26 protein-coding genes are annotated in these 23,384 nt (G+C 54.7%); 15 read left to right on the forward strand and 11 right to left on the reverse strand.

Annotated features, from left to right (window positions below; genetic code table 11):
* The first annotated feature begins 9 nt into the window (after nt 1-9).
* Genes ulaC through HV242_RS01955 form a run of 4 tightly spaced genes read left to right on the forward strand, consistent with a single transcriptional unit; the run spans nt 10 to nt 2,690 of the window.
* Nucleotides 10-477, forward strand: coding sequence for a PTS ascorbate transporter subunit IIA (gene ulaC / locus HV242_RS01940; protein WP_014168330.1), 468 nt, complete (start codon nt 10-12; stop codon nt 475-477).
* Between the two features lie 13 nt (nt 478-490).
* Complete coding sequence (gene ulaD / locus HV242_RS01945) at nt 491-1,141, forward strand: 3-keto-L-gulonate-6-phosphate decarboxylase UlaD (RefSeq protein ID WP_008502901.1); 651 nt, start codon at nt 491-493, stop codon at nt 1,139-1,141.
* A gap of 9 nt (nt 1,142-1,150) precedes the next feature.
* The gene (locus tag HV242_RS01950; RefSeq protein WP_014168332.1) at nt 1,151-2,011 is read left to right on the forward strand and encodes an L-ribulose-5-phosphate 3-epimerase; all 861 of its coding nucleotides are present in this window, start codon (nt 1,151-1,153) and stop codon (nt 2,009-2,011) included.
* A complete protein-coding gene (locus HV242_RS01955; protein WP_032679424.1) occupies nt 2,004-2,690 on the forward strand; it encodes an L-ribulose-5-phosphate 4-epimerase in 687 nt (228 codons plus the stop codon). Before HV242_RS01950 ends, HV242_RS01955 begins: the two co-directional genes overlap by 8 nt.
* 141 nt (nt 2,691-2,831) lie before the next feature.
* On the opposite strand, the gene yjfY is transcribed toward HV242_RS01955, so the two are convergent.
* Nucleotides 2,832-3,107, reverse strand: a complete 276-nt coding sequence (yjfY, locus tag HV242_RS01960; protein ID WP_025206244.1) for a DUF1471 family protein YjfY — start codon at nt 3,105-3,107, stop codon at nt 2,832-2,834.
* Between the two features lie 341 nt (nt 3,108-3,448).
* On the opposite strand from yjfY, the gene rpsF reads away from it, so the two are divergent.
* The 5 genes from rpsF to HV242_RS01985 all read left to right on the forward strand — a co-directional run bounded on the left by rpsF (nt 3,449) and on the right by HV242_RS01985 (nt 5,968).
* Nucleotides 3,449-3,844 carry a 30S ribosomal protein S6 gene (rpsF, locus tag HV242_RS01965; protein ID WP_014068637.1) on the forward strand — a complete coding sequence of 132 codons (396 nt, stop codon included), beginning with the start codon at nt 3,449-3,451 and terminating at the stop codon, nt 3,842-3,844.
* Nucleotides 3,845-3,850: 6 nt separating this feature from the next.
* Nucleotides 3,851-4,165 (forward strand): primosomal replication protein N, encoded by a 315-nt coding sequence (gene priB / locus HV242_RS01970; RefSeq protein ID WP_014068638.1) that lies wholly within the window; start codon nt 3,851-3,853, stop codon nt 4,163-4,165.
* Between the two features lie 4 nt (nt 4,166-4,169).
* Entirely contained in the window at nt 4,170-4,397 is a 228-nt protein-coding gene (gene rpsR, locus HV242_RS01975; RefSeq protein WP_000135199.1) for a 30S ribosomal protein S18, read from the forward strand.
* Between the two features lie 41 nt (nt 4,398-4,438).
* Nucleotides 4,439-4,888, forward strand: coding sequence for a 50S ribosomal protein L9 (gene rplI, locus HV242_RS01980; RefSeq protein ID WP_014168334.1), 450 nt, complete (start codon nt 4,439-4,441; stop codon nt 4,886-4,888).
* Nucleotides 4,889-5,038: 150 nt separating this feature from the next.
* Entirely contained in the window at nt 5,039-5,968 is a 930-nt protein-coding gene (locus tag HV242_RS01985; RefSeq protein ID WP_025205818.1) for a DMT family transporter, read from the forward strand.
* Between the two features lie 45 nt (nt 5,969-6,013).
* On the opposite strand, the gene HV242_RS01990 is transcribed toward HV242_RS01985, so the two are convergent.
* The gene (locus HV242_RS01990) at nt 6,014-6,652 is read right to left on the reverse strand and encodes an OapA family protein (protein ID WP_050737596.1); all 639 of its coding nucleotides are present in this window, start codon (nt 6,650-6,652) and stop codon (nt 6,014-6,016) included.
* A 233-nt stretch (nt 6,653-6,885) separates the two neighbouring features.
* Between HV242_RS01990 and fklB the strand changes: the two genes are divergently transcribed.
* Both fklB and cycA read left to right on the forward strand, forming a co-directional pair.
* Nucleotides 6,886-7,506 carry an FKBP-type peptidyl-prolyl cis-trans isomerase gene (gene fklB, locus HV242_RS01995; protein WP_025205816.1) on the forward strand — a complete coding sequence of 207 codons (621 nt, stop codon included), beginning with the start codon at nt 6,886-6,888 and terminating at the stop codon, nt 7,504-7,506.
* 313 nt (nt 7,507-7,819) lie between these two features.
* Nucleotides 7,820-9,229, forward strand: a complete 1,410-nt coding sequence (cycA, locus tag HV242_RS02000; RefSeq protein ID WP_014168338.1) for a D-serine/D-alanine/glycine transporter — start codon at nt 7,820-7,822, stop codon at nt 9,227-9,229.
* 65 nt (nt 9,230-9,294) lie between these two features.
* On the opposite strand, the gene ytfE is transcribed toward cycA, so the two are convergent.
* Nucleotides 9,295-9,957, reverse strand: a complete 663-nt coding sequence (gene ytfE / locus HV242_RS02005; RefSeq protein ID WP_014168339.1) for an iron-sulfur cluster repair protein YtfE — start codon at nt 9,955-9,957, stop codon at nt 9,295-9,297.
* 245 nt (nt 9,958-10,202) lie between these two features.
* On the opposite strand from ytfE, the gene HV242_RS02010 reads away from it, so the two are divergent.
* Nucleotides 10,203-11,852: a methyl-accepting chemotaxis protein gene (locus HV242_RS02010; RefSeq protein WP_025205815.1), complete on the forward strand. Its 1,650-nt coding sequence runs from the start codon at nt 10,203-10,205 to the stop codon at nt 11,850-11,852.
* Here HV242_RS02010 and HV242_RS02015 read toward each other — a convergent pair.
* The 3 genes from HV242_RS02015 to HV242_RS02025 form a co-directional block, all read right to left on the reverse strand.
* On the reverse strand, nt 11,849-12,814 hold the full coding sequence (locus tag HV242_RS02015; protein WP_050737595.1) for a DMT family transporter: 966 nt from the start codon (nt 12,812-12,814) through the stop codon (nt 11,849-11,851). The two genes, HV242_RS02010 and HV242_RS02015, sit on opposite strands and share 4 nt — an antisense overlap.
* Before the next feature lie 75 nt (nt 12,815-12,889).
* The gene (locus HV242_RS02020; RefSeq protein WP_050737594.1) at nt 12,890-13,714 is read right to left on the reverse strand and encodes an AraC family transcriptional regulator; all 825 of its coding nucleotides are present in this window, start codon (nt 13,712-13,714) and stop codon (nt 12,890-12,892) included.
* Between the two features lie 81 nt (nt 13,715-13,795).
* A complete protein-coding gene (locus tag HV242_RS02025) occupies nt 13,796-14,644 on the reverse strand; it encodes an SDR family oxidoreductase (protein WP_050737593.1) in 849 nt (282 codons plus the stop codon).
* 84 nt (nt 14,645-14,728) lie between these two features.
* Between HV242_RS02025 and HV242_RS02030 the strand changes: the two genes are divergently transcribed.
* Entirely contained in the window at nt 14,729-15,115 is a 387-nt protein-coding gene (locus HV242_RS02030; protein WP_014168344.1) for a winged helix-turn-helix transcriptional regulator, read from the forward strand.
* A 44-nt stretch (nt 15,116-15,159) separates the two neighbouring features.
* Here HV242_RS02030 and HV242_RS02035 read toward each other — a convergent pair whose 3' ends face one another.
* A complete protein-coding gene (locus HV242_RS02035) occupies nt 15,160-17,103 on the reverse strand; it encodes a bifunctional 2',3'-cyclic-nucleotide 2'-phosphodiesterase/3'-nucleotidase (protein WP_050737592.1) in 1,944 nt (647 codons plus the stop codon).
* A 190-nt stretch (nt 17,104-17,293) separates the two neighbouring features.
* Between HV242_RS02035 and cysQ the strand changes: the two genes are divergently transcribed.
* Nucleotides 17,294-18,034 (forward strand): 3'(2'),5'-bisphosphate nucleotidase CysQ, encoded by a 741-nt coding sequence (gene cysQ, locus HV242_RS02040; protein WP_014168346.1) that lies wholly within the window; start codon nt 17,294-17,296, stop codon nt 18,032-18,034.
* Here cysQ and HV242_RS02045 read toward each other — a convergent pair.
* A complete protein-coding gene (locus HV242_RS02045; protein WP_014168347.1) occupies nt 18,028-18,585 on the reverse strand; it encodes a YtfJ family protein in 558 nt (185 codons plus the stop codon). The two genes, cysQ and HV242_RS02045, sit on opposite strands and share 7 nt — an antisense overlap.
* A 324-nt stretch (nt 18,586-18,909) precedes the next feature.
* Between HV242_RS02045 and HV242_RS02050 the strand changes: the two genes are divergently transcribed.
* Complete coding sequence (locus tag HV242_RS02050) at nt 18,910-19,116, forward strand: DUF1107 domain-containing protein (protein WP_003856054.1); 207 nt, start codon at nt 18,910-18,912, stop codon at nt 19,114-19,116.
* Between the two features lie 78 nt (nt 19,117-19,194).
* Here HV242_RS02050 and HV242_RS02055 read toward each other — a convergent pair whose 3' ends face one another.
* The 3 genes from HV242_RS02055 to HV242_RS02065 all read right to left on the reverse strand — a co-directional run bounded on the left by HV242_RS02055 (nt 19,195) and on the right by HV242_RS02065 (nt 23,375).
* A complete protein-coding gene (locus HV242_RS02055) occupies nt 19,195-20,532 on the reverse strand; it encodes a polyamine export protein PaeA (RefSeq protein WP_014168349.1) in 1,338 nt (445 codons plus the stop codon).
* A gap of 193 nt (nt 20,533-20,725) precedes the next feature.
* Entirely contained in the window at nt 20,726-22,273 is a 1,548-nt protein-coding gene (locus HV242_RS02060) for an MFS transporter (RefSeq protein WP_014168350.1), read from the reverse strand.
* 67 nt (nt 22,274-22,340) lie between these two features.
* Nucleotides 22,341-23,375, reverse strand: a complete 1,035-nt coding sequence (locus HV242_RS02065) for a Gfo/Idh/MocA family protein (RefSeq protein WP_050737591.1) — start codon at nt 23,373-23,375, stop codon at nt 22,341-22,343.
* Nucleotides 23,376-23,384 lie beyond the last annotated feature (9 nt).

The raw sequence follows: 23,384 nt of genomic DNA on the forward strand, positions 1-23,384 counted from the left end.
GGACGCAACATGAAACTACGTGATTCGCTGGCAGAGAATAGCTCCATCCTTTTACAGGCCGACGCCAGCACCTGGCAGGAAGCGGTGAAACTTAGCGTAGATCTGCTGGTAAAAGCCGATGTTGTCGAGCCGCGTTATTACCAGGCCATTCTGGATGGTGTTGCAGAGCACGGCCCTTACTTCGTGATTGCACCAGGGCTGGCGATGCCGCATGGCCGCCCGGAAGAGGGCGTTAAAAAAACCGGCTTTGCGCTGGTTACGCTGAAAACACCACTGGCTTTCAACCACGAAGATAACGACCCGGTCGACATCCTCATCACCATGGCGGCTGTTGATGCCAACACTCACCAGGAGGTGGGCATTATGCAGATCGTTAATCTGTTTGATGATGAGGCCAACTTCGACCGTTTACGCGCCTGCCGCACCGAGCAGGATGTGCTGGATTTAATTGATAACGCCACTGCGGCGGCAGTTTAAGAGGGAATTGAAAATGTCATTACCAATGTTGCAGGTCGCGCTGGATAACCAGACGCTGTCTCACGCTTACGAAACCACCCGCCTGATTGCGGAAGAAGTGGACATCATTGAAGTCGGTACCATTCTATGCGTGGGCGAAGGCGTTCGCGCCGTCCGCGACCTGAAGGCGCTGTATCCGCATAAAATCGTGCTGGCGGATGCCAAGATTGCCGATGCGGGCAAAATTCTTTCCCGTATGTGTTTTGAAGCCAATGCCGACTGGGTCACCGTTATTTGCTGTGCGGATATCAACACGGCTAAAGGTGCGCTGGATGTGGCAAAAGAGTTCAACGGTGATGTGCAGATTGAGCTGACCGGGTTCTGGACCTGGGAGCAGGCGCAGGAGTGGCGTGACGCGGGCATTCAACAGGTGGTTTATCACCGCAGCCGTGATGCGCAGGCCGCTGGGGTAGCGTGGGGGGAAGCGGATATCAGCGCGATTAAGCGTCTGGCCGATATGGGCTTCAAAGTGACCGTGACCGGAGGCCTGGCGCTGGAAGATCTGCCGCTGTTCAAAGGTATCCCAATTCATGTCTTTATCGCAGGCCGTAGCATCCGTGATGCCGCCTCTCCGGTAGAAGCCGCGCGTCAGTTCAAACGCTCAATCGCTCAGCTTTGGGGCTAAGGAGCGGGTATGTTGTCTAAACAAGTCCCGCTCGGCATCTATGAAAAGGCACTCCCTGCGGGGGAGTGCTGGCTGGAGCGGCTGCAACTGGCGAAACAACTCGGCTTCGATTTTGTTGAAATGTCAGTGGATGAGACGGACGAACGCCTGTCTCGCCTGGACTGGAGCCGCGAACAGCGTCTGGCACTGGTTAGCGCCATTGCTGAAACGGGGGTACGTGTGCCTTCCCTGTGCCTCAGCGCCCATCGTCGTTTTCCGCTTGGCAGTGAAGATGATGCTGTGCGTGCTCAGGGGCTGGAGATCATGCGTAAAGCCATTCGCTTTGCCCAGGATGTCGGCATCCGTGTGATCCAGCTGGCGGGGTATGACGTTTACTATCAGGACGCCAATAATGAAACGCGCCGTCGTTTTCGTGACGGCCTGAAAGAGAGCGTCGACATGGCCAGCCGTGCTCAGGTGACGCTGGCGATGGAGATCATGGATTATCCGTTAATGAACTCCATCAGCAAGGCGCTGGGTTACGCGCACTACCTGAATAATCCGTGGTTCCAGCTCTACCCTGATATCGGCAATCTGTCAGCCTGGGATAACGACGTGCAGATGGAACTGCAGGCGGGTATTGGTCATATCGTGGCGGTTCATGTCAAAGATACCCGGCCTGGTGTATTCAAAAATGTTCCGTTCGGCACCGGGGTGGTGGATTTCGAACGGTGCTTCCAGACGCTCAAACAGACAGGGTATTGCGGGCCTTACCTGATTGAGATGTGGAGTGAAACGTCGGACGACCCGGCAGCCGAAGTGGCGAAGGCGCGGGACTGGGTCCGTGAACGTATGGCGCGGGCTGGGTTGATGGAGGCTGAGCATGCATAAGCTTAAGCAGCAGGTCTTTGAGGCCAATATGGATCTACCTCGCTACGGTCTGGTGACGTTTACCTGGGGTAACGTCAGCGCCATCGACCGTGAGCAGGGGCGGGTCGTGATTAAGCCCAGCGGTGTGCCCTATGAGTCCATGACCGCCGACGACATGGTGGTTGTGGATCTTCATGGCAACGTGGTTGACGGAAAGTGGCGTCCTTCTTCTGATACCGCCACCCATCTGGCACTGTATCAGCGTTATCCCTCCCTGGGCGGCGTTGTGCATACACACTCGACTCATGCCACGGCCTGGGCGCAGGCAGGGCTGCCCATTCCGGCTCTTGGCACCACGCATGCAGACTACTTCTTTGGCGATATTCCCTGCACGCGGGCATTAACGCAGGCCGAAGTGGAAGGGGAGTATGAACTCAACACCGGTCGCGTCATTATCGACACGCTGGCTGAGCGTGAGCCGCTGCATACGCCGGGTATTGTGGTGTATCAGCACGGTCCATTCTCGTGGGGAAAAGACGCTCACGATGCCGTGCATAACGCGGTGGTGATGGAGGAAGTGGCGCGAATGGCGTGGATCGCCCGCGGCATCAATCCGCAGCTTCAGGGCATTGATGATTACCTTATGAATAAACATTTCATGCGTAAACATGGGCCCAACGCCTATTACGGGCAGAAGTGAATAAGTGCTCTGGAATACCGAAAAACAGTTGTAACCGGTGGTATTTCAGAGCCATTAGCAAAAAAAAGCCCCCGGGCAGGGGGCAAGTTAAACTATGGCTATGTTCTCTTTGTTGGCTTTCCTGGTGCTAGCGTTAAAGCGTTATCGGTAGATATCTGCACTGGCGTGCATATTGCCGTTGCTGCCGGGCTCACGCATCAGTATGACGTGATAATATTGTGCACCCTGAGCATCGGTCTCTTGATTGAGTGCCTGATCTGCTTCACTTTCAGTGGCGAAATTATGATTGATGTAGATTACGCCTAAGCTCTGCACATCATCCATGTTTTGGGCCTGCCGGCCGTCTATCTTGATGGCTGCCATCGCGTTTGCACTGAGCAAAAGTGCAGCCATTACGGCAAATGCGATTTTTTTCATGATATGCGCTCCACGACTGCGTGCTGTGAAAGGGGATGTTGCTCTCCTTTTATAAATAAGGTCTCTGATTAAAGTGTAATCACTTATCCGGCGGGGATGCGTGACCATTTCTGATGCTGTTGTTCAAAAAAACAACGCTTCCTGATGTGATTAATTTTAAATCACCCACTTAGACCAGCTTTACGCTTTGTGCGAATTATTTGTGCAATCAGCTTGAGTTTCCAGGGGCGCGCAAGTATTATGACGCGTCAATTTTTCAGCCGACCTTTAACACGTTCCTTGCCTCCCCGGGCCTCGGCTGACCCAGACAGGAGGCTGAATAATCCGTAAGGAGCAATTCGATGCGTCATTACGAAATCGTTTTTATGGTCCATCCTGACCAGAGCGAACAGGTTCCGGGCATGATCGAGCGCTACTCTGCTGCCATCACTGGTGCAGAAGGTACGATCCACCGTCTGGAAGACTGGGGCCGCCGTCAGCTGGCTTACCCGATTAACAAACTGCACAAAGCACACTACGTTCTGATGAACGTTGAAGCGCCGCAGGAAGTGATCGATGAGCTGGAAACTACCTTCCGCTTCAACGATGCCGTTATCCGCAGCATGGTTATGCGTACCAAAAACGCAGTGACCGAAGCATCTCCGATGGTTAAAGCGAAAGACGAGCGCCGTGAGCGTCGCGATGATTTCGCAAACGAAACCGCAGATGATTCTGATGCTGGGGATTCTGAAGAGTAATTTCTGATGACCAACCGTCTGGTGTTGTCCGGTACCGTGTGCAGGACCCCCCTTCGTAAGGTCAGTCCATCAGGAATTCCGCATTGCCAGTTCGTGCTTGAGCATCGTTCTGTGCAAGAGGAAGCCGGCTTTCACCGGCAGGCGTGGTGCCAAATGCCCGTTATTATTAGCGGACACGAAAACCAGGCCATTACTCACAGTATAACGGTCGGTAGCGCAGTAATCGTTCAGGGGTTCATTTCTTGCCACAAGGCAAAGAACGGCCTGAGCAAAATGGTTCTGCATGCCGAGCAGATTGATTTGATAGATTCTGGAGACTAGCCATATGGCACGTTATTTCCGTCGTCGCAAGTTCTGCCGTTTCACCGCGGAAGGCGTTCAAGAGATCGACTATAAAGATATCGCAACGCTGAAAAACTACATCACCGAAAGCGGTAAGATTGTCCCAAGCCGTATCACCGGTACTCGTGCAAAATACCAGCGTCAGCTGGCTCGCGCTATCAAACGCGCTCGCTACCTGTCCCTGCTGCCGTACACTGATCGTCATCAGTAATCGGGCACGGTCCATTAATACGACTTTAAGAGGATAAGGTAATGCAAGTTATTCTGCTTGATAAAGTAGCAAACCTGGGCAGCCTGGGTGATCAGGTAAACGTTAAAGCGGGCTACGCTCGTAACTTCCTGGTTCCACAGGGTAAAGCTGTTCCAGCTACCAAGAAAAACGTAGAGTTTTTCGAAGCACGTCGCGCTGAACTGGAAGCCAAACTGGCTGACGTTCTGGCGGCTGCTAATGCTCGCGCTGAGTCAATCAACGCACTGGGCACTGTTACCATCGTTTCCAAAGCTGGCGACGAAGGTAAACTGTTCGGTTCCATCGGTACCCGCGATATCGCTGATGCAGTAACTGCAGCTGGCGTTAAAGTGGCTAAGAGCGAAGTTCGTCTGCCGAACGGTGTTCTGCGTACCACTGGTGAGCACGAAGTGGACTTCCAGGTTCACAGCGAAGTGTTCGCTAAACTGGTTGTTAACGTTGTAGCTGAGTAATTTTACTCTGCTCACGTCGAAGCGCCGGCCTTGTGCCGGCGTTTTGCTTTTTTAAGGGACCAGACTCGCGCTTTAGTGCTTGTAGGGTCGCTATTCCTGGCGCATTCTCTGATAATAAAATGAAACGCAATTTTATTTATGAGATTCGACATGGAAACCGCTCTGCCCACGCCCGTATTTGCCCGTCGAAAGGTGGCCTATGCCTGCGCCACGCTCTGCTGTCTGCTTTGGGGTAGCTCTTACCCGGCCATAAAAAGCGGCTATGAACTCTTCCAGATTGCCACCGATGATATTCCCTCAAAGGTCGTGTTCGCCGGTTACCGTTTTCTGTTTGCGGGTGTGCTGCTGCTTCTCTTTGCATTAGCACAGCGTAAGCCCATCGGCAGGTTCACGCCCGGGCAGTTTGGGCAATTGACCGTCCTGGGGCTGACGCAGACGAGCATTCAGTACACCTTCTTTTATATCGGACTGGCCTACACGACAGGCGTGAACGGCTCGATCATGAACGCCACCGGCACTTTCTTCAGCGTGCTGCTGGCGCATTTCATCTACCACAACGACAAGCTCAGCTATAACAAAACGCTTGGCTGTATTTTGGGCTTTGCCGGAGTGATGCTGGTTAACTTCCACGGCGGGTTAAGCGAATTCAGCTTCGTCTGGAAGGGAGACGGGTTTGTGGTGCTGGCAGCCTTTATCCTTTCTGCCGCCACGCTTTACGGAAAACGCATCTCCCAGACCGTCGACCCGACAGTAATGACCGGCTGGCAGCTGGCTATCGGCGGCGCGGCGCTGGTGGCGGGTGGCTATCTCACGGGAGGGACGCTGGAAGTGCATAGCATGACGGCCGTCGCGGTGCTGGGGTATCTGACGTTACTCTCTTCGGTAGCGTTCGCCCTCTGGAGCGCGCTGCTGAAAGTGAACCGCGTAAGTATGATTGCCCCGTTCAACTTTGTGATCCCCGTTGCCGGGACGGTGCTGTCCGCCATTTTCCTCGGTGAAAACATTCTGGACATCAAATATGCGATTGCGCTGGTGCTGGTCTGCTCGGGGATCTGGTGGGTCAATAAGCGGAGTCACTAAGAAGGGCATTGCCGGGGGGCTGGCTCGCCTTACCCGGCCGGAACATTAACGTGCTCTGATAAAACTGCCGTCAGGCTGGCGGGTAAACAGCACCTGCTGGCCATTTCCCGTATCAATCGTGAGCCCGGTGACGACACCGCTGGCATTCTGACGTATCTGCACCAGCTGGCCGTTCTGCAAATTACTGAGCGGCTTGCCCGCGCCTTCCACCTGCGCCATGGCATACACATCGGTTGGCGGCAGATTGTGGTCGCGGAACAGCTGCGCAAGGGTTTTACCCGGCTCTACGCGATAGGAACGCCACTGCTGCTCAATGCCGGTTGGCTGCTGAGCCTGTGGCTCTGCCGGGGCCGCTGCCTGTTCCTGTTCATCCTGAATGGGTTCCGGTTCAACAGGCGCAACCTGTCCCGGATCGTTCGACGGGGTGACCAGTTGCGTCTGCACAGGCTGGGTGTCCGGCTGCGGTCGCGTTTGCGACTGAATATCCAGCTGGGCATTGCGGGTCACCGTCGCGGTGTCGGCGTCATCGCCACCGGAAGGAAGCAGGAAGCCCACGATCACCATCAGCGCGCCAATGATGATCCCTCTGCGATGCAGAGGCGGCAGCGGGTCCATGATGCGAAAATTGTCCGGCGCCTGCCAGATTTTCGCCAGGGTAGGTTTCAGTTCAAATCGCCCGGGCATGGCTCTCCTCCTGCTCCGCGTCTTTTTTATCCTGTGCTCCGAAGTATAGTTTGCTAACTGCCTGAACGGCGTAGCAAACCCGACATCCGTGACATTCGTTCGGGATTAATCCTGGTTCTCTCTATTGTTTCTGTTTCGTCGCGGTTTGTCACCTTAACTTCAGACAAAGTTTTACCCATAAGGGCATGGCTGATATGCTGCCCGCTACTTTAAATGTGATGGAAGGAAAACCCATGACCACCCCGACTTTTGACACTATCGAAGCGCAGGCAAGTTACGGTATCGGCTTGCAGGTAGGACAGCAGCTGAGCGAATCCGGCCTGGAAGGTCTGTTACCCGAAGCGCTGGTGGCGGGTATCGCTGATGCGCTGGAAGGCAACAACCCGGCGGTTCCGGTTGATGTTGTGCACCGTGCGCTGCGTGAAATCCACGAACGTGCTGACGCCGTGCGTCGCGCGCGTTTCGAAGAGATGGCTGCAGAAGGCGTGAAATATCTTGAAGAGAACCGTGAGCGTGAAGGCGTGAACAGCACCGAGTCTGGCCTGCAGTTCCGCGTGATCAACCAGGGCGACGGCGCAATCCCGGCGCGTACTGACCACGTTCGCGTGCACTACACCGGTAAACTGATCGACGGTACGGTGTTCGACAGCTCTGTAGCACGTGGCGAACCGGCTGAATTCCCGGTTAACGGCGTTATCGCGGGCTGGATCGAAGCGCTGACCCTGATGCCAGTGGGTTCCAAATGGGAACTGACTATCCCGCACAACCTGGCGTACGGCGAGCGTGGCGCTGGTGCGTCCATCCCGCCATTCAGCACCCTGGTGTTTGAAGTCGAGCTGCTGGAAATTCTGTAATCAGCTTTTCTTATTTCCTCTCTCCTTCGGGGGAGAGGAATATAGTGATAAAACCTATAGTTACGACGGAATCAACATTTTATCTTGCAAACGAAACTGTTGCGTGTATTTTTGTGAGCTGTTTCGCGTTGTATGAGTGATATGACACTCACTTTAAACATATTATTAACATAATATCCAAATCATAGTATTCATCCCGCCGATTCTTACCTAATATCGATGAGTCCTTTCATGGGGACCGTTATTTTTTTGACGTATTTAAAGGCCAGAAGAGCCTTAACAACACAGACAGGCATAAACAGGAAAATATCACATGGTAGATCAGGTTAAAGTCGTCGCCGACGAAGAGGCGTCGTCTGAACAGTCGCTACGGCGCAATCTCACAAACCGTCATATTCAGCTCATTGCCATCGGGGGTGCCATCGGTACCGGGCTGTTTATGGGGTCAGGTAAAACCATCAGTCTTGCCGGGCCGTCGATCATTTTCGTTTATATGATCATCGGTTTTATGCTCTTCTTCGTGATGCGTGCAATGGGTGAATTGCTGCTCTCGAACCTCGAATACAAATCCTTTAGCGATTTCGCTTCCGACCTGCTTGGCCCCTGGGCGGGCTACTTCACCGGCTGGACCTACTGGTTCTGCTGGGTGGTGACCGGCATGGCGGATGTGGTCGCCATCACGGCCTACGCGCAGTTCTGGTTCCCGGGGTTATCGGACTGGGTGGCCTCGCTGGCGGTGATTGTTCTGCTGCTGAGCCTTAACCTCGCCACCGTTAAAATGTTCGGTGAGATGGAGTTCTGGTTTGCGATGATCAAAATCGTGGCGATTATCGCCCTGATTGTTGTCGGCCTGGTGATGGTACTGACGCACTTCCAGTCTCCAACCGGCGTTCAGGCTTCGTTCGCGCATCTGTGGAATGACGGCGGCTGGTTCCCGAAAGGCATCAGCGGCTTCTTTGCCGGTTTCCAGATTGCGGTGTTTGCCTTTGTGGGGATTGAGCTGGTCGGTACCACGGCGGCGGAAACTAAAGATCCGGAGAAATCCCTGCCGCGCGCGATTAACTCCATCCCGATTCGTATCATTATGTTCTACGTGTTCGCGCTGATTATCATCATGTCCGTGACACCGTGGAGCTCCGTTGTACCGACCAAGAGCCCGTTCGTTGAGTTGTTTGTACTGGTTGGACTGCCTGCGGCCGCAAGCCTGATTAACTTCGTGGTGCTGACCTCCGCGGCCTCTTCAGCCAACAGTGGGGTGTTCTCTACCAGCCGTATGCTGTTTGGTCTGGCACAGGAAGGGGTTGCGCCACGCGCGTTTGCCAAACTGTCTAAGCGTGCGGTGCCGGCGAAAGGGCTGACCTTCTCCTGTATCTGCCTGCTGGGCGGTGTGGTGATGCTCTACGTGAACCCGAGTGTGATCGGTGCGTTTACCATGATCACCACGGTCTCTGCGATCCTGTTCATGTTCGTCTGGACCATCATCCTGTGTTCTTACCTGGTGTACCGCAAACAGCGTCCGCACCTGCATGAAAAATCGATCTACAAAATGCCGCTGGGCAAGCTGATGTGCTGGGTGTGCATGGCGTTCTTCGTCTTCGTGCTGGTTCTGCTGACGCTGGAAGACGATACCCGTCAGGCGTTAATCGTCACGCCGCTGTGGTTCATCGCGCTGGGGCTGGGATGGCTATTTATCGGTAAGAAACGTATGGCAGGCATGCGTTAATAAAAAAGGCCACAGATGCTGTGGCCGAATGATAACCTCAGGAAGGCGCTCTCGGGCGCCTTTTTTTATTCACCTGCGAGGGCACGCGGGAACAGGACGTTGTTCTCAAGACTGATGTGCTCCATCAGGTCGTCGATCATCTCGTTAATGCCGTTGTACATCGCTTTCCACGTGGTGCACGCCTCTGGTGGCGGTGTAACGTTATGGGTAGTGTGTTTAATCACTTCCAGCAGTTCGCCTGCATCATCATGTTCGCTTTCCATGACGCTGATGGGCCCCATCGCCTGGCTGCCCATACCCTGTTTGATCATCGGGAAGAGGATTTGCTCCTCTTTCATCATGTGGCTGGAAAGCTCTTCGTGAAGCAGGGTCAGGTATTTCGCCAGACCGCGTGGTACGGAAGGTTTGTCGGCGTGAACGCGCTCCACTTTTGTCGCCTGCAGGATCAGTTCAGGCAGCTGTTCACGGTGACGGTCGTGAAAACGCACGATGATATGGTCGATGATGTCGGCAAGGGCTGCAGTGCGCCAGTCTTTCTCAATAGGCTGCTCAGCCAGTTGCGCCAGCTCCGCTTCAATGAGCCCCACATCCAGCTCTTTACGCGAGGCGGCACGTGCCAGGGTTTGCTTACCGCCACAGCAGTAATCCATATCGTATTTACGAAACAGCGCGGACGCGCGCGGGATGGAGAGCGCCAGCTCGCCAAGGGGTTGGTCGCGGAAGGCCATAGCAGTTACCTCGTCATCAATAATATAAATTGCATTTTAAATGCATCTTTAAGGCGATGCTATAACCCTTTAGAGGGAAGGGGCAAAGTGAGAGCTAGATCACAAAAAAATAATGACTTTTAACTTGCTGAATGAATGCAGGAAATTACTTTAGAAAGTTTTTTAACGTGGGGAAACAGTAAACAACTCGCCGTGCCTGCCGATATATCCACGTCAGACAAACCTGCATATAAAAAAGGCAACGCATGTTTAAACGTATAAAAGTCATTACCCTTCTTATTTCGGTGCTGCTTGTGCTCGGCATCATGCAAGTCATTTCCGCCGGCATTTTTATCAACGCGCTGAATAACGACAAAGATAACTTCACCGTCTCGCAGCTCTCAAGCCAGAATGTCGCCGAGTTTACCGATGCATGGATCAGCCTCAACCAGGCCCGCGTAACCCTGAACCGCGGCATGCTGCGTCTGCAAAGCAGCATGGCGTCTCAGATTAACGGCGGCCAGTTGAATGAACTGGTGAACACGGCGAAGAACCTGCTGGCGGATGCACAGTCCCATTACGATAAATACTACGCTTTGCCTAATACTCCGGGTCTGGACGAGAATCTGGCTAACCGTCTGGAAGAGCAGTACCGCATTTACTCCGCCACGCTGACGCAAATGAACGTCCTGCTGGGCCAGGGCAATCTGGAAGATATGTTCAAGCAGAATGCGGAGCAGAAACAGACCGCGATGCAGAACGTGTACCGTGAATGGCGTGAAGCGCAGGCCGTCCTCACGGACAGAGGGATTAAAGACAACGAAAACGATTATAAACGTATCCTGTGGATCCTCTCTGCGGTCATGCTGCTGGTGATTGCTGTGATCGTCTCCAGCTGGATTGCGATGCGCCGCGTTCTGCTGCTGCCGCTGCAGGATGTGATTGGCCATATCCGCGCCATTGCCGCAGGGGATTTGACCCAGCCGATTCAGGCAGAGGGTAAGAATGAAATGGCAATCCTGGCGCGCAACGTTCAGGAGATGCAAACCTCGCTGGCAAACACGGTGGGCGTGGTGCGTGAAGGTGCAGACACCATTTACACCGGTGCAGGGGAAATCTCTGCGGGCAGCAACGACCTCTCTTCCCGTACCGAGCAGCAGGCTGCCTCTCTGGAAGAGACGGCTGCCAGCATGGAACAACTGACCGCTACGGTAAAACAAAACGCCGATAACGCACGTCAGGCTTCCCGTCTGGCGCTCGATGCCTCCTCAACCGCGAAGAAGGGCGGTAACGTGGTGGAGGGTGTGGTGCGCACCATGGACGACATTGCGACCAGTTCCAGCAAAATTGCGCAAATTACCAACGTAATCGACGGCATTGCCTTCCAGACCAACATCCTGGCGCTGAACGCGGCGGTGGAAGCCGCGCGTGCAGGCGAGCAGGGCCGTGGCTTTGCGGTGGTCGCAGGTGAGGTGCGTACCCTGGCCCAGCGTAGCGCTCAGGCGGCAAAAGAGATTAAAGCGCTGATCGATGATTCCGGCGAGCGCGTGAATGCCGGCTCACAGCTGGTAAACGAAGCCGGGGCGACGATGGCAGAGATCGTGAATGCGGTCACCCGCGTGACCGACATCATGGGCGAGATTGCCTCTGCCTCTGACGAGCAGAGCCGCGGTATCGATCAGGTAGGTCAGGCGGTGGCCGAGATGGATCGCGTGACCCAGCAGAACGCCTCGCTGGTAGAGGAGTCTGCGGCAGCGGCGGCCGCGCTGGAAGATCAGGCGGCACGCCTGAACGAAGCGGTGGCGGTGTTTAAAATTACCCGCAACCAGGTGGTCAACGCCGCGCCGGTGAAAAGCTACACTCCAGCGGCTAAACCTGTCGCTGCGACGTCTGAAGCGAACTGGGAAACGTTTTAACTCTCTGAAGCCGGAACGACCATCGGTTTTTCCGGCTTTGCTCTCACCGCCATCACGACCCCAACGACCAGCAATATAATCCCGCAGGCAGTTAACAGCGGCGGTACGCTCTGGCGCATCAGGAAGGTGTAAAGCAGCCCGGCCAGCGTTTCGAATACAATCAACGGCCCTAAAATCACCGTCGGCAGCTTCTGGCTGGCGATATTCCAGCACAGCGCGCCCACCCACGAGCAGAGCACCGCAATCGCCAGCATCAGCCCGACAAAGACCCACGGTCTCGGCCCGAACGGTTGAGCGAAATCCGGTTGCTGGTGGCCTAACCAGAGACAGGCCCCCACATAGCCCATAAGCGAAACCGGGAGCGTGACCAACGCCTGAGCCGTCGCCCACATCATCGGGTGTTTATCCGGGTTTTCCCGCAGCCAGCGCGCATTGCGCAGGGCATACCACGCCCAACACACCACGGAAACGAATGCCAGCAGGATGCCAGAACCGTAACGCAACAGCGAGAAGTCCTCCAGCCCATGCTGCAGCTCGGCAATGTTGACGCAGACCAGCCCCACGGCGGTACACACCAACGCTGGTACCATTTTTGACCACGCCAGTTTCCCGTCGCGGTGGCTGTAAAGCAGGTTAGCGAAGACCGGGATCACCACAGGCAGCGTGCCGATAATCATGGTAGATACCGGTGCCCCGGTTCGCTGAATGGCGCTCGCCAGGCAAACATAATAGATAAGGTTGCCCATCATGGTCAGCGCCAGCGCGGTGAACCAGTCCTGTCGGCCGAGCTGACGCAAACGTGCACGACCGAGCCACGCCAGCGGGAGAGCAATAAGCCCCAGTGCCAGATAACGTCCGGTCGACTGCAGTATTGCCGGGTACTCCGGCACGATCAGCGGGCCGACAAAGATCAGTCCCCACATCAGACCCGCAAGCAGGGCATACAACACACCACTAATCATTTTTCCATCCACATCGGTTTATTCTGCGTTCAGTGTAGGAGGGGGAAAGGCGCGCGTATTGTATGAGGTTGCGCATCAGCGCTTAACGACCTGTTTCTGGTAGCGCACGGGGGTAATGCCATAGCGGCGGGTAAAGGCGCGAGTCAAATGGGACTGATCGGTCAGCCCGGTCGCGGCGGCGACTTCGGCGGCGGGCATGCCGCGCGTGAGAAACGCTTTGGCGCGCCACAGGCGGATAGCCATCAGCATCTGATGCGGAGTGACATGGAAATGCGCCTTGAACTGGCGCTGAAAATGGTAGGGGCTGAGTGAGAGCACGTTGGCCAGCTCGTCCAGCGTCAGGGCGTGCATGTAGTTGTCGTGCATATACTCACGAACCCGTTCGAACCGGTGTGCACCTTCCCGGGTAACCGGCGCGTGGCGGGCTAACGGCTGGAAGGTCTCGATCAGATCCAGCAGCAAGCCTTTTTGCGCCAGCGGGTCGTCCGTATGCCACAGGCCATAGATAAGCCTGCCGATTTGCTGTGAGCGCAGCGGGTCATGGCGGGTTACGTCGCTAAACCACCAGTGGCGAAGGCCGGTTACCTCTTCCAGCAGATCGGGTTCAATGTAAACCATCCGGTAGCGCCAGCCGCCATCCGTCGCCGATTCCCCGGTGTGGATCTCGTCCGGATTCATGGTCACGACGGATTTTTCCGCCGCGAGATGCTGAGTACCGCGATAGCGAAAGCGTTCGGCACCGGTTTCAATGGTGCCGATGCCGAAGGCTTCATGCGTATGAGGCTCAAAGGCGTAGTCAGAAATATGCGCGTGATAAAGCTCCAGGCCCGGCAAATGCGCCAGATGGCGAAAGCGCGCGCTGTCTCTCTCATCAATGAACTGTTCCGGTACGCCCTGCACGGTGAACCTCCTCATGGATCATCTCTCCATTATCAGAGATGACCCGAGGGGATGCTACAAAAAATAACCATTTTGCAACATTTACAGGATGGCTTTAATGCTCTCTGAAAGCGGTGTGGTTGGACGCCCGATCAGTTTGCTCAGCGTATGGCTGTCGTCAAACAGACCGCCTTTAGACGCGCCCACATCGGAGTCCGCCAGCATATCCGCCAGCCCGGCAGGCAGGCCAACGCCCTTCAGCGCAGCGGCAAAATCCGCCTCGCTCATGTTCTGATACGTCACGTTTTTGCCGCTCTGTTTGCTGAGTTCGGCCGCCAGTTCACTCAGCGTCCAGGCGTGATCGCCGGCCAGCTCGTATACGTTGCCTGCATGGCCGTCCCCGGAGATGACTTTTGCCGCGGCAGCCGCGTAATCCGCACGGGTGGCAGAGGCGATTTTGCCTTCACCGGCCGCGCCAATAAATACGCCGTGCTCCAGCGCGGGCGGTGCGCTCGCCAGATAGTTTTCAGTGTACCAGCCGTTACGCAGCAGGGCGTAAGGGATGCCGGACTCTGCCAGCGCCTTCTCCGTCGCGACGTGTTCAACGTGCAGACCCAGCGGCGATTTATCCGCATGCAGCAGGCTGGTATAGGCGATGAATTTCACGCCAGCGGCTTTGGCAGCATTAATGACGTTCTGATGTTGGGTGGCGCGCTGACCCACTTCGCTGGAGGAGATCAGCAGCAGCTTATCTATGCCCTTAAGCGCGGAGGTCATTGTGCTTTCGTCAGCGTAATCCCCCTGACGAACGGTAATGCCCTGCTGGCTCAGGGCTTCAGCTTTTGCCGGATTGCGGACAATCGCCACAATCTGGTTTGCCGATACGGTGTTTAACAGCTGTTCGATAACGAGCTGGCCAAGCTGGCCGGTTGCGCCGGTAATTGCGATCATGATGAATCCTCTTCGTGTTTGTCTGGTGTTGTGGCACACTAGCACCATAGCTAACTTTTAGTAAGTACGTACATAAAGGTAAGTATGAAAACAACGATACCGACACTCAGCGAACAAATGCGCGATGGCAACCTCTTCGCGGAACAGTGTCCTTCCAGAGAGGTTCTCAAACATGTCACCAGCCGCTGGGGCGTGCTGATTCTGGTGGCCCTGCGGCAGGGAACCCACCGTTTCAGCGACCTGCGCCGAAAAATGGGGGGCGTCAGCGAAAAGATGCTGGCCCAGTCGCTACAGGCGCTGGAACAGGACGGGTTTGTTAATCGCGTCTCGTATCCGGTTGTACCACCGCACGTTGAGTATAGCCTGACGCCGTTAGGGACAGAGGTGAGTGAGAAAGTGGCCGCGCTGGCGGACTGGATAGAAGTGCATACGCCGCAGGTGATGGCGAACCGGGAAGAACGCGCGGCGTAAAGGCAGGCCGGGTAAGGCGAAGCCGCTACCCGGCACACACCGCGTTACTTGCTTAAATCCACCTGATAAATGGCGAAGCCAATATCATCCGTTGCAACTTTCTTCATCGGATAGTGGGCGTTATCGTTAATAAACGCCGCCGCTTTATCGGACGGTGAAGTTTCAAAACGGATGTCCAGCGGCGTGTCGCTGTGAATGGGGGCCAAGCGCCAGTTGTTGTCCACTGCCGGATGAATGCCCCCCGCTTTTTTGGACTCCGCGCTGATCCACGCCGCCAGCACCGAGCGGTTCTCGTCCGGTGAGGCAAAGGCAATATGGCTATCTCCCGTGCCGGCAAACTTGCCGCCGTAGGCGCGGTAGTTATTGGTTACCACCAGGAAAGTGGCATTCGGGTCGATGGCTTTGCCCTTAAAGGTCAGGTTTTTGATGCGCTCGGCCTGCGGGTTAATGACCTGGCATTCGCCGTCATATTTTGCAGGCTGGGTAACATCAATCTGATACTCCACGCCGTCAATCACGTCAAAGTTATAGGTCCGGAACCCGTCCCAGTTAATCAGCGACTGCGGCTTGCTGCTGTGCGGATCAATCTGGTTAAACTGCCCGGCGGAGCACTCCAGCCATTCCTTCACCTCTTTACCCGTCGCTTTCACTACCACCAGGGTGTTCGGATAGAGATAGAGATCGGCGGCGTTACGGAAGGTCAACTGGCCCTTTTCGACTTCAACGTAGCTTGCCGGGTCATTCTTACGCCCGCCCACTTTGAACGGTGCCGCGGCCGACAGCACCGGCAGTTTTGCCAGGTCCGGGTCGCCCTGAATAACGTGTTCGACATAGGCTTTTTGCGCCATGTTAACCACCTGGACAGTCGGGTCATCCTGCACCAGCGCCAGGTAGCTGTACATGTTATCGGCGGATTTACCGATCGGCTTGCTGACGAAGTCGCGGGTGGCGTCGTGATCGTGCTTCAGCACGTCGACCAGTTTTTTATCTTCGGCGGCGAGTGATTTTTTAGCCGCAGCGTCGTAAATCGGGCGCGCCTCTGCTTTTGACTGAGTGACCTTCCAGTCGCCGCCGTCGTTATTGAGGACCAGATCCACCACACCAAGGTGGTCGCCCCACATGCCCGGCATCACCGACGGCACGCCATTGAGTGTGCCTTTTTCGATATCCGCCCCTTTGATGCTGGCGAAATCTTTACCCGGGAAGACCGCGTGGGCGTGGCCGAACAGAATCGCATCGACGCCCGGGACTTCACTCAGATAATAAACGGAGTTTTCCGCCATGGCCTGATACGGATCGGCGGAGAGTCCCGAGTGCGCAACCACCACAACCAGATCTGCGCCTTTTTCGCGCATTTCCGGCACGTATTTGCGCGCAGTTTCGGTAATATCGTTAACGGTCACTTTACCGTCGAGGTTGGCTTTATCCCAGGTCATGATTTGCGGCGGTACAAAGCCGATATAGCCGATTTTAAGCGTCTGTTTTTTACCGTCCTGATCGACAACCTCGGTCTCTTTAATCAGATAGGGGGTAAAGAGCGGCTTCTGCGTCTTAACGTCGATGATATTGGCGTTAACGTACGGGAATTTCGCGCCAGCAAGCGCATCGTGCAGGTACTTCAGGCCGTAGTTAAATTCGTGGTTACCCAGGTTGCCGACGGTATAGTCCAGGGTGTTCATCGCTTTATATACCGGGTGGATCTCGCCTTTCTTCAGCCCCTTCGCCGCCATATAGTCCCCGAGCGGGCTACCCTGAATGAGATCGCCGTTGTCGACCAGCACGCTGTTTTTAACTTCATTGCGGGCGGCAGCGATCAAACTTGCCGTGCGTACCAGTCCGAATTTTTCCGTCGGGGTATCTTTGTAGTAATCGAAGTCCATCATGTTGCTGTGCAGGTCGGTAGTTTCCAGAATTCGCAGGTCTACCGTCGCCGCCTGTACGCTCACTGCAATCAGCGTCGCCAGGAGCGTTGCGCTAAACTTAATCATCAGAGGAGTCCTTTTTTCGATCCAGGCCACAAAAGAATATGTATCTATAGCGTGTTGCTTACATAAATGTGAATCCTGACAGAAAAAAGCGCCATGAAACCAGAATTGCTTCACAGATAGCGGAATTGTTCCCATTACGATATAACTAAAACAAAGAGTTAACCCCACTGCGTTAACAAAGAGGTGGAGAATGTTAGATAAGATTTGTCAGCTCGCACGGGATGCGGGAGATGCCATCATGCAGGTGTATGACGGTGCAAAACCGATGGAGGTCGTCAGCAAGGCAGATGACTCTCCGGTCACCGCGGCGGATATCGCGGCTCACAAGGTGATCCTGCAAGGACTGCAGGCCTTAACGCCGGATATCCCGGTCCTGTCAGAAGAAGCGCCGCAGAGCTGGGACGAGCGTCAGCACTGGCAGCGTTACTGGCTGGTGGACCCCCTCGACGGCACCAAAGAGTTTATCAAGCGTAACGGTGAGTTCACCGTCAACATCGCGCTGATTGAAAAAGGCAAAGCGGTGCTTGGGGTGGTATACGCGCCGGTGATGAAGGTCATGTACAGCGCTGCAGACGGTAAGGCGTGGAAGGAAGAGTGCGGCGTGCGTAAGCAGATTCAGGTGCGCGATGCGCGTCCACCGCTGGTGGTGATCAGCCGGTCACACAGCGACAGCGAACTGCAGGAATATCTGCAACAGCTGGGTGAACACCAGACGACCTCGATTGGTTCATCACTGAAATTCTGTCTGGTGGCGGAAGGTCATGCCCAGCTCTACCCTCGCTTTGGGCCAACGAACGTCTGGGATACCGCGGCAGGGCATGCGGTCGCCACGGCCGCCGGGGCACATGTTCATGACTGGCAGGGTAAGCCGCTGGACTACACCCCGCGCGAATCCTTCCTTAACCCCGGCTTCCGCGTCTCTATTTATTGAGCCAGCAGTTTGTGCAGCAGGGCGACAACCTGCTGCACCTCTTCCTGGGTTAGTGCCCCGTCTTTCACCCACTGCACGCGGCCATCTTTATCCAGCACGATGATTGCGGAGCTCTCTTCCTCCAGCTGCCACGCCTTACGCGTCACGCCGTTGCTGTCGACAATAAACTGCGACCACGGATAGAGTTTTTTATTGCTCTCAAGGCTTGAACGCACAAACATTCCGGAGCCAGGAATGGCATCGTCAGTATTAACAATCGTGGTGGTCTGGTAGCGGTCGTGTGGGAATTTTGCGGCCTTGATCGCTTCCACCAGGTTGGCATTTTTCTCTTTTGCGGATGTACGACCGGCAATATGTTGTACAACTCTCACTTTGCCTGCGAGCTGCGCGCTATTCCACGCTTTGTAGCTAAACTTATCATTGTCGAGAATCAATTCTCCCCGGTCAGCAATGCCGACTGGTGGTACTCGTTGTCCTTTTTCAATCGCGTGAGCGCTAGCCCACAGGGGCAGAAGCAGGCAGGCTGCTGCAAGGATAGTACGTAGGGTCATGGTGTTTCCTTATTGTTTGCAGGTGATCCGACCACTTGGTCATACGCTTTTAATCATAAGTGCGATCAATGTGGTTTTCCCGCAATCCCGATGCCAGTTTGCGGGTGAACGCACATATCCATGAAAAAACGACGGCTTATACTGCCCTGAGTGAAGCTTTGCAAAGATTATTCTGAATAATTGTAATCAAACGGTAAATAAACTTATGCATACTGGGTAACACCGTAGTTCTGGTCTATAGTCTTTGGGCAACAAAATTTGCGCTCAGGACAGTCGGGCCGATTGTGGCACCGCAAGAGCGTATGATTCGCAGGAGATACAAGAATGAAAATTTTCCAACGCTACAACCCGCTTCAGGTGGCGAAGTACGTGAAGATCCTGTTCCGTGGACGGTTGTATATCAAGGATGTTGGCGCTTTTGAGTTTGATAAGGGCAAGATCCTTATCCCAAAAGTGAAGGACAAGCAGCACCTGTCTGTGATGTCTGAAGTCAACCGTCAGGTTATGCGTCTGCAAACTGAGATGGCTTAACCAACGTGCTATGCAGTAGTTAAAAACGCAGTTGATAAAAAAACGGCTCCCGATGGGAGCCGTTGATGTTTATGGACCTTACGCCGACACTTTCTCTTCTGCGTCAGGCATCCGCGGCACCAGCACGGTCGGTTTATTATCGATACGGGTCACCAGCAGCTGGTCGATGCGGTAGTTATCAATATCCACCACTTCAAACTTGTAGCCAGAGAACTTCACCGAGTCGGTACGTTTCGGGATTTTTCGCAGCATAAACATCATAAAGCCGCCAATGGTCTCGTAATTACCAGACTGCGGGAACTCGTCGATATCCAGTACGCGCATGACATCATCAATCGGCGTACCGCCGTCGATAAGCCATGAGTTCTCGTCACGCTGAACAATCTGCTCTTCCAGCCCCTGGCCAACCAGGTCGCCCATCAGCGTGGTCATCACATCGTTGAGGGTGATGATGCCCACCACCAGCGCGTATTCGTTCATGATAACGGCAAAATCTTCACCGGCCGTTTTGAAGCTTTCCAGCGCTTCAGAGAGGGTGAGGGTATCCGGAACAATCAGAGTATTGCGGATCTGAACGCCGCTGTTGAGCGCCAGGCTCTGGTTGGCCAGCACGCGGTTCAGCAGGTCTTTCGAGTCCACATAACCGATGATGTGGTCGATATCTTCATTACAGACCAGGAACTTGGAGTGCGGGTGCTCGGCCACCTTTTGCTTCAGGCTCTGCTCGTCTTCGTGCAGGTCGAACCAAATCACGTTTTCACGTCCGGTCATGGATGACGGTACGGTGCGGGATTCCAGCTCAAACACGTTCTCAATCAACTCGTGCTCCTGCTTGCGCAGCACGCCCGCCAGGGCACCCGCTTCGAAGACCGCATAGATATCATCAGAGGTGATATCGTCTTTTCGCACCATCGGAATTTTAAACAGGCGGAAAATGCTGTTGGCCAGGCCGTTGAAGAACCACACCAGCGGACGGAACAGGAACAGGCAGAAGCGCATCGGGTTGATGATGCGCAAAGCCACAGCTTCTGGCGCAATCATACCGATGCGTTTCGGGGTCAGATCAGCGAAGAGGATGAACAGGCCAGTCACCAGCGAGAAGGAGAGAATAAAACTCAGTTGCTCGGAGAGTTCAGGTGAAAAGTAGCGTGCGAAGAGGCCATGAAACACCGGTGAAAATGCTGCATCCCCCACGATACCGCCCAGGATGGCGACCGCGTTAAGGCCAATCTGCACCACGGTGAAAAACATTCCCGGGTTTTCCTGCATTTTGAGTATGCGTGATGCGTTAACGTTGCCTTCGTCAGCAAGCAGTTTCAGTTTGATTTTACGGGAGGCGGCCAGCGAGATCTCGGATATCGAGAAAAATGCACTGACGGCAATGAGACAAAGTATCACTAAAATACTGTTTAACATAGTTTATCCGGCTTCAGCCAGATCCTCGGAAGGGAAGTTAATTACACTTGTGTGAAGACACATAGAACGTCAGCTCGTAGCGTTGAGCTGATTATTTCAGCGGGTAGTATAGCGTAAAGGCGTGTAAATCTGCCAGAGGTCACATTTTGGCATAAAACCGGCCGGACAGCGAAGCGCTGCCCGGTACGTACGGCTATTTTACGGCGGATAAACTGGCGTTTCCTGCCGCCCGGCGCGTGGCATCCCCTCCCCACACCTGGTCATACTCATAGCCGGTGAGCTGTTTGATCACCACGCGGGTGTTGGCGTCGCAGTCGCGATAATCTCCGCCCAGCTTGCGGCGCGCAATCTCCTTCAGCAGCAGCTTGTGCGTCTCGCGGGTCAGTTTAAATTTATAGGTCGTAAAGAAGCTCACGGCCAGAAGGGCCGCCGTCGCGAAAATCAGCAGGCCGATAATGGCCCCCAGCGCGCTTTCAGGCTGTGCGCCGCTGCCCTTCACAAACCCTGACTCCTGCAGCACCAGGCCGATGATCATAATGGCAATCGCCACGGTGCTTTTGCGGGTCAATACCATCACCCCGGCAAAAATCCCTTCGCGGCGCTGCTGCGTTACAATCTCATCGATATCAGGGATGAAACTGTAGATATTCCACGGGATGTAATAAAGACCAGAGCGGGCGGCACCGAGCAGGATAAAGACTCCCGAGAACAGCAGCGTTGGCACCTGCGTTTTGGTGAGGTAGACCGTAAACAGGAATACCAGCACGGCGAAGATACAGCCATAAGAGAGGCGCAGCGCGGCGGACGGCGTGATATTCAGCCGGTTCAAAAGCAGCATAAATCCGTACGTGCCTGGTACCGAGGCAAAGGCGGCAATGCTCAGCCAGCCCGACACGGCCGCCGCATCCTGGCTCAGACAATAAACAACATAATAGGTAAAGACCGAGCCGAAGACGTCCATCGCAGTAAACGAGAAGATATAAATAATGATATGCAGGCGGAATGCGCGGATGCGAAAGGACGAAAAGAGGTCCAGTACCAGATATTTCAGATGATTGGCTACCCCGCTGCTGCGCTGGTTATCTATCTTAAAATCGGACTCCTGATGCACATCTTTCGCTTCCCATGTGGTGTACCACGTAATAAACACCGCAAGGCAAAAAACGCAGGAAAATATCAGTCCGGTCAGCGTATAGGTAAACGGATTGTCTTTCCCGGTGAACTGCATAATGACGCCGGGGACGGAAACGGCAAGGAACCCCCCAAGCTGAGAGCAGATCATGCGCACCCCTGAAAGTCGGCTGCGCTCTTCATAGCGGTTCGTCATTTCTGCGGCCAGCGTCTCCCACGGCACTAACACCATCGCCGACAGCAGTTCAATCGAGAGATAGGTTCCCAGGTAATACCAGTACCCCATATCCGTCAGCCACAGCAGGGCATACAAAAACATTAACGGGGAACTCAGTAATAAAAAGAAACGGCGACGGCCAAATTTACGGCCGAGCCAGGTACCCGCAAAATTATCAGTGATATAACCCATGATCGGGCTTAACAGCGCATCAATGACGCGGGCGATAGCAAATATAGAGCCCGCTTCAATAACAGACAGCCCGCAATAGGTCGTGTAAAAAAATAACAGCCAGGTGCCGATAATGGCGAAAGCGCCTCCGCCAAACAGATCGGTTATGCCGTAGCCAAGCGCCACGCCATAACCAACTCTACGTTCAGTTGGTTTGACCATAATAATATCCAGTGTAGGGTAATGATTAACCCGTTTTACGGGGCGTATTTTTATTAACGTCTGGAATTCAAATTACGTTCTGGTTGTTGATATTTATCCATTGTCTTGTTTGAGATGACCGATAAATAGCCTCCACAAGGGTGAGTGATTTTCCGGCGGTACGGATATCGATATAGTCTCTGTTTTCCGGATGATGAACGGCAGTATAAAACCGGCGGATCGCCTGCTGATGACCCAGCCCCCAGTAGCTTTTTACCGTGCCGTCGGGGGAATCATCGCTTGCCAGTTTTAACCGCTCACCCGGTGTGACGCGCCAGAGAGTGTTGTCATTCAGCAGCAGCGAGCCGTGTTCACAGTGGATCTCCAGCAGGAGAGGGGCGTCCGTGGTGTGGCAATTGCTGGCATAAAACAGGCCGCGGGCGCCGTTGGCGAAGTGTAGCGTGGCCATTGCGCTGTCTTCGCCTTCGGTCACGTCTGCCAGCTCACCGCTATCCACCACGCCTTTCACTCGCGTCACGCCTTCACCGAACCACTGCATCAGGTCGAGCGTATGGATTGCCTGGTTGATCAGCAGACTCCCGCCTTCTGTCGCCAGCCGACCGCGCCAGGGGCTTTGCGTGTAGTAAGCGCCCGCGCGTGACCATGTGAGTACTGCCCTGATGCTGAGCATTTTCCCCAGCTGTCCATGGCCTAACTCCTGCCGAATACGCTGGCTGGTGGGGTTGAGTCGGTTCTGATAGCACACGCCGAGCAGGCTCTGAGCCCGATCGGCGGCACGGGTGATATCAATGAGTTCACGGGTGTTCATGCCCACCGGTTTTTCGCAAAAAACATGCTTCCCGGCGGCGAGTGCCGCCAGAATCATCTCTTTATGCTCGAAATGGGGCGTACAGATGTGTACCACGTCGATGGCATCATCCAGCAGCATTTCCCGGTAATCCTGATAAAAACGGCATTGATAGTCTTTCGCCAGCGCCAGTCCTTTAACGCTGTCGATGTCGACCAGCGCACGCAGCGCGACGTTGGGTATCTGGCGCAGGGCATTGACATGGCAGCCATGAATCGCCCCGCCGCCGATGATAGCGGTATTCAGGATAGTCATCTCCGGCTC

This window comes from Enterobacter sp. RHBSTW-00593 (genome assembly GCF_013784105.1).
In the GTDB taxonomy this organism is placed as follows: Bacteria; Pseudomonadota; Gammaproteobacteria; order Enterobacterales; family Enterobacteriaceae; genus Enterobacter; species Enterobacter ludwigii.

Coding starts and splice junctions, on each gene's coding strand:
- ulaC (WP_014168330.1), top strand. CDS start 10: ATGAAACTACGTGATTCGCTGGCAGAGAATAGCTCCATCCTTTTACAG.
- ulaD (WP_008502901.1), top strand. CDS start 491: ATGTCATTACCAATGTTGCAGGTCGCGCTGGATAACCAGACGCTGTCT.
- HV242_RS01950 (WP_014168332.1), top strand. CDS start 1,151: ATGTTGTCTAAACAAGTCCCGCTCGGCATCTATGAAAAGGCACTCCCT.
- HV242_RS01955 (WP_032679424.1), top strand. CDS start 2,004: ATGCATAAGCTTAAGCAGCAGGTCTTTGAGGCCAATATGGATCTACCT.
- yjfY (WP_025206244.1), bottom strand. CDS start 3,107: ATGAAAAAAATCGCATTTGCCGTAATGGCTGCACTTTTGCTCAGTGCA.
- rpsF (WP_014068637.1), top strand. CDS start 3,449: ATGCGTCATTACGAAATCGTTTTTATGGTCCATCCTGACCAGAGCGAA.
- priB (WP_014068638.1), top strand. CDS start 3,851: ATGACCAACCGTCTGGTGTTGTCCGGTACCGTGTGCAGGACCCCCCTT.
- rpsR (WP_000135199.1), top strand. CDS start 4,170: ATGGCACGTTATTTCCGTCGTCGCAAGTTCTGCCGTTTCACCGCGGAA.
- rplI (WP_014168334.1), top strand. CDS start 4,439: ATGCAAGTTATTCTGCTTGATAAAGTAGCAAACCTGGGCAGCCTGGGT.
- HV242_RS01985 (WP_025205818.1), top strand. CDS start 5,039: ATGGAAACCGCTCTGCCCACGCCCGTATTTGCCCGTCGAAAGGTGGCC.
- HV242_RS01990 (WP_050737596.1), bottom strand. CDS start 6,652: ATGCCCGGGCGATTTGAACTGAAACCTACCCTGGCGAAAATCTGGCAG.
- fklB (WP_025205816.1), top strand. CDS start 6,886: ATGACCACCCCGACTTTTGACACTATCGAAGCGCAGGCAAGTTACGGT.
- cycA (WP_014168338.1), top strand. CDS start 7,820: ATGGTAGATCAGGTTAAAGTCGTCGCCGACGAAGAGGCGTCGTCTGAA.
- ytfE (WP_014168339.1), bottom strand. CDS start 9,957: ATGGCCTTCCGCGACCAACCCCTTGGCGAGCTGGCGCTCTCCATCCCG.
- HV242_RS02010 (WP_025205815.1), top strand. CDS start 10,203: ATGTTTAAACGTATAAAAGTCATTACCCTTCTTATTTCGGTGCTGCTT.
- HV242_RS02015 (WP_050737595.1), bottom strand. CDS start 12,814: ATGATTAGTGGTGTGTTGTATGCCCTGCTTGCGGGTCTGATGTGGGGA.
- HV242_RS02025 (WP_050737593.1), bottom strand. CDS start 14,644: ATGATCGCAATTACCGGCGCAACCGGCCAGCTTGGCCAGCTCGTTATC.
- HV242_RS02030 (WP_014168344.1), top strand. CDS start 14,729: ATGAAAACAACGATACCGACACTCAGCGAACAAATGCGCGATGGCAAC.
- HV242_RS02035 (WP_050737592.1), bottom strand. CDS start 17,103: ATGATTAAGTTTAGCGCAACGCTCCTGGCGACGCTGATTGCAGTGAGC.
- cysQ (WP_014168346.1), top strand. CDS start 17,294: ATGTTAGATAAGATTTGTCAGCTCGCACGGGATGCGGGAGATGCCATC.
- HV242_RS02045 (WP_014168347.1), bottom strand. CDS start 18,585: ATGACCCTACGTACTATCCTTGCAGCAGCCTGCCTGCTTCTGCCCCTG.
- HV242_RS02050 (WP_003856054.1), top strand. CDS start 18,910: ATGAAAATTTTCCAACGCTACAACCCGCTTCAGGTGGCGAAGTACGTG.
- HV242_RS02055 (WP_014168349.1), bottom strand. CDS start 20,532: ATGTTAAACAGTATTTTAGTGATACTTTGTCTCATTGCCGTCAGTGCA.
- HV242_RS02060 (WP_014168350.1), bottom strand. CDS start 22,273: ATGGTCAAACCAACTGAACGTAGAGTTGGTTATGGCGTGGCGCTTGGC.
- HV242_RS02065 (WP_050737591.1), bottom strand. CDS start 23,375: ATGACTATCCTGAATACCGCTATCATCGGCGGCGGGGCGATTCATGGC.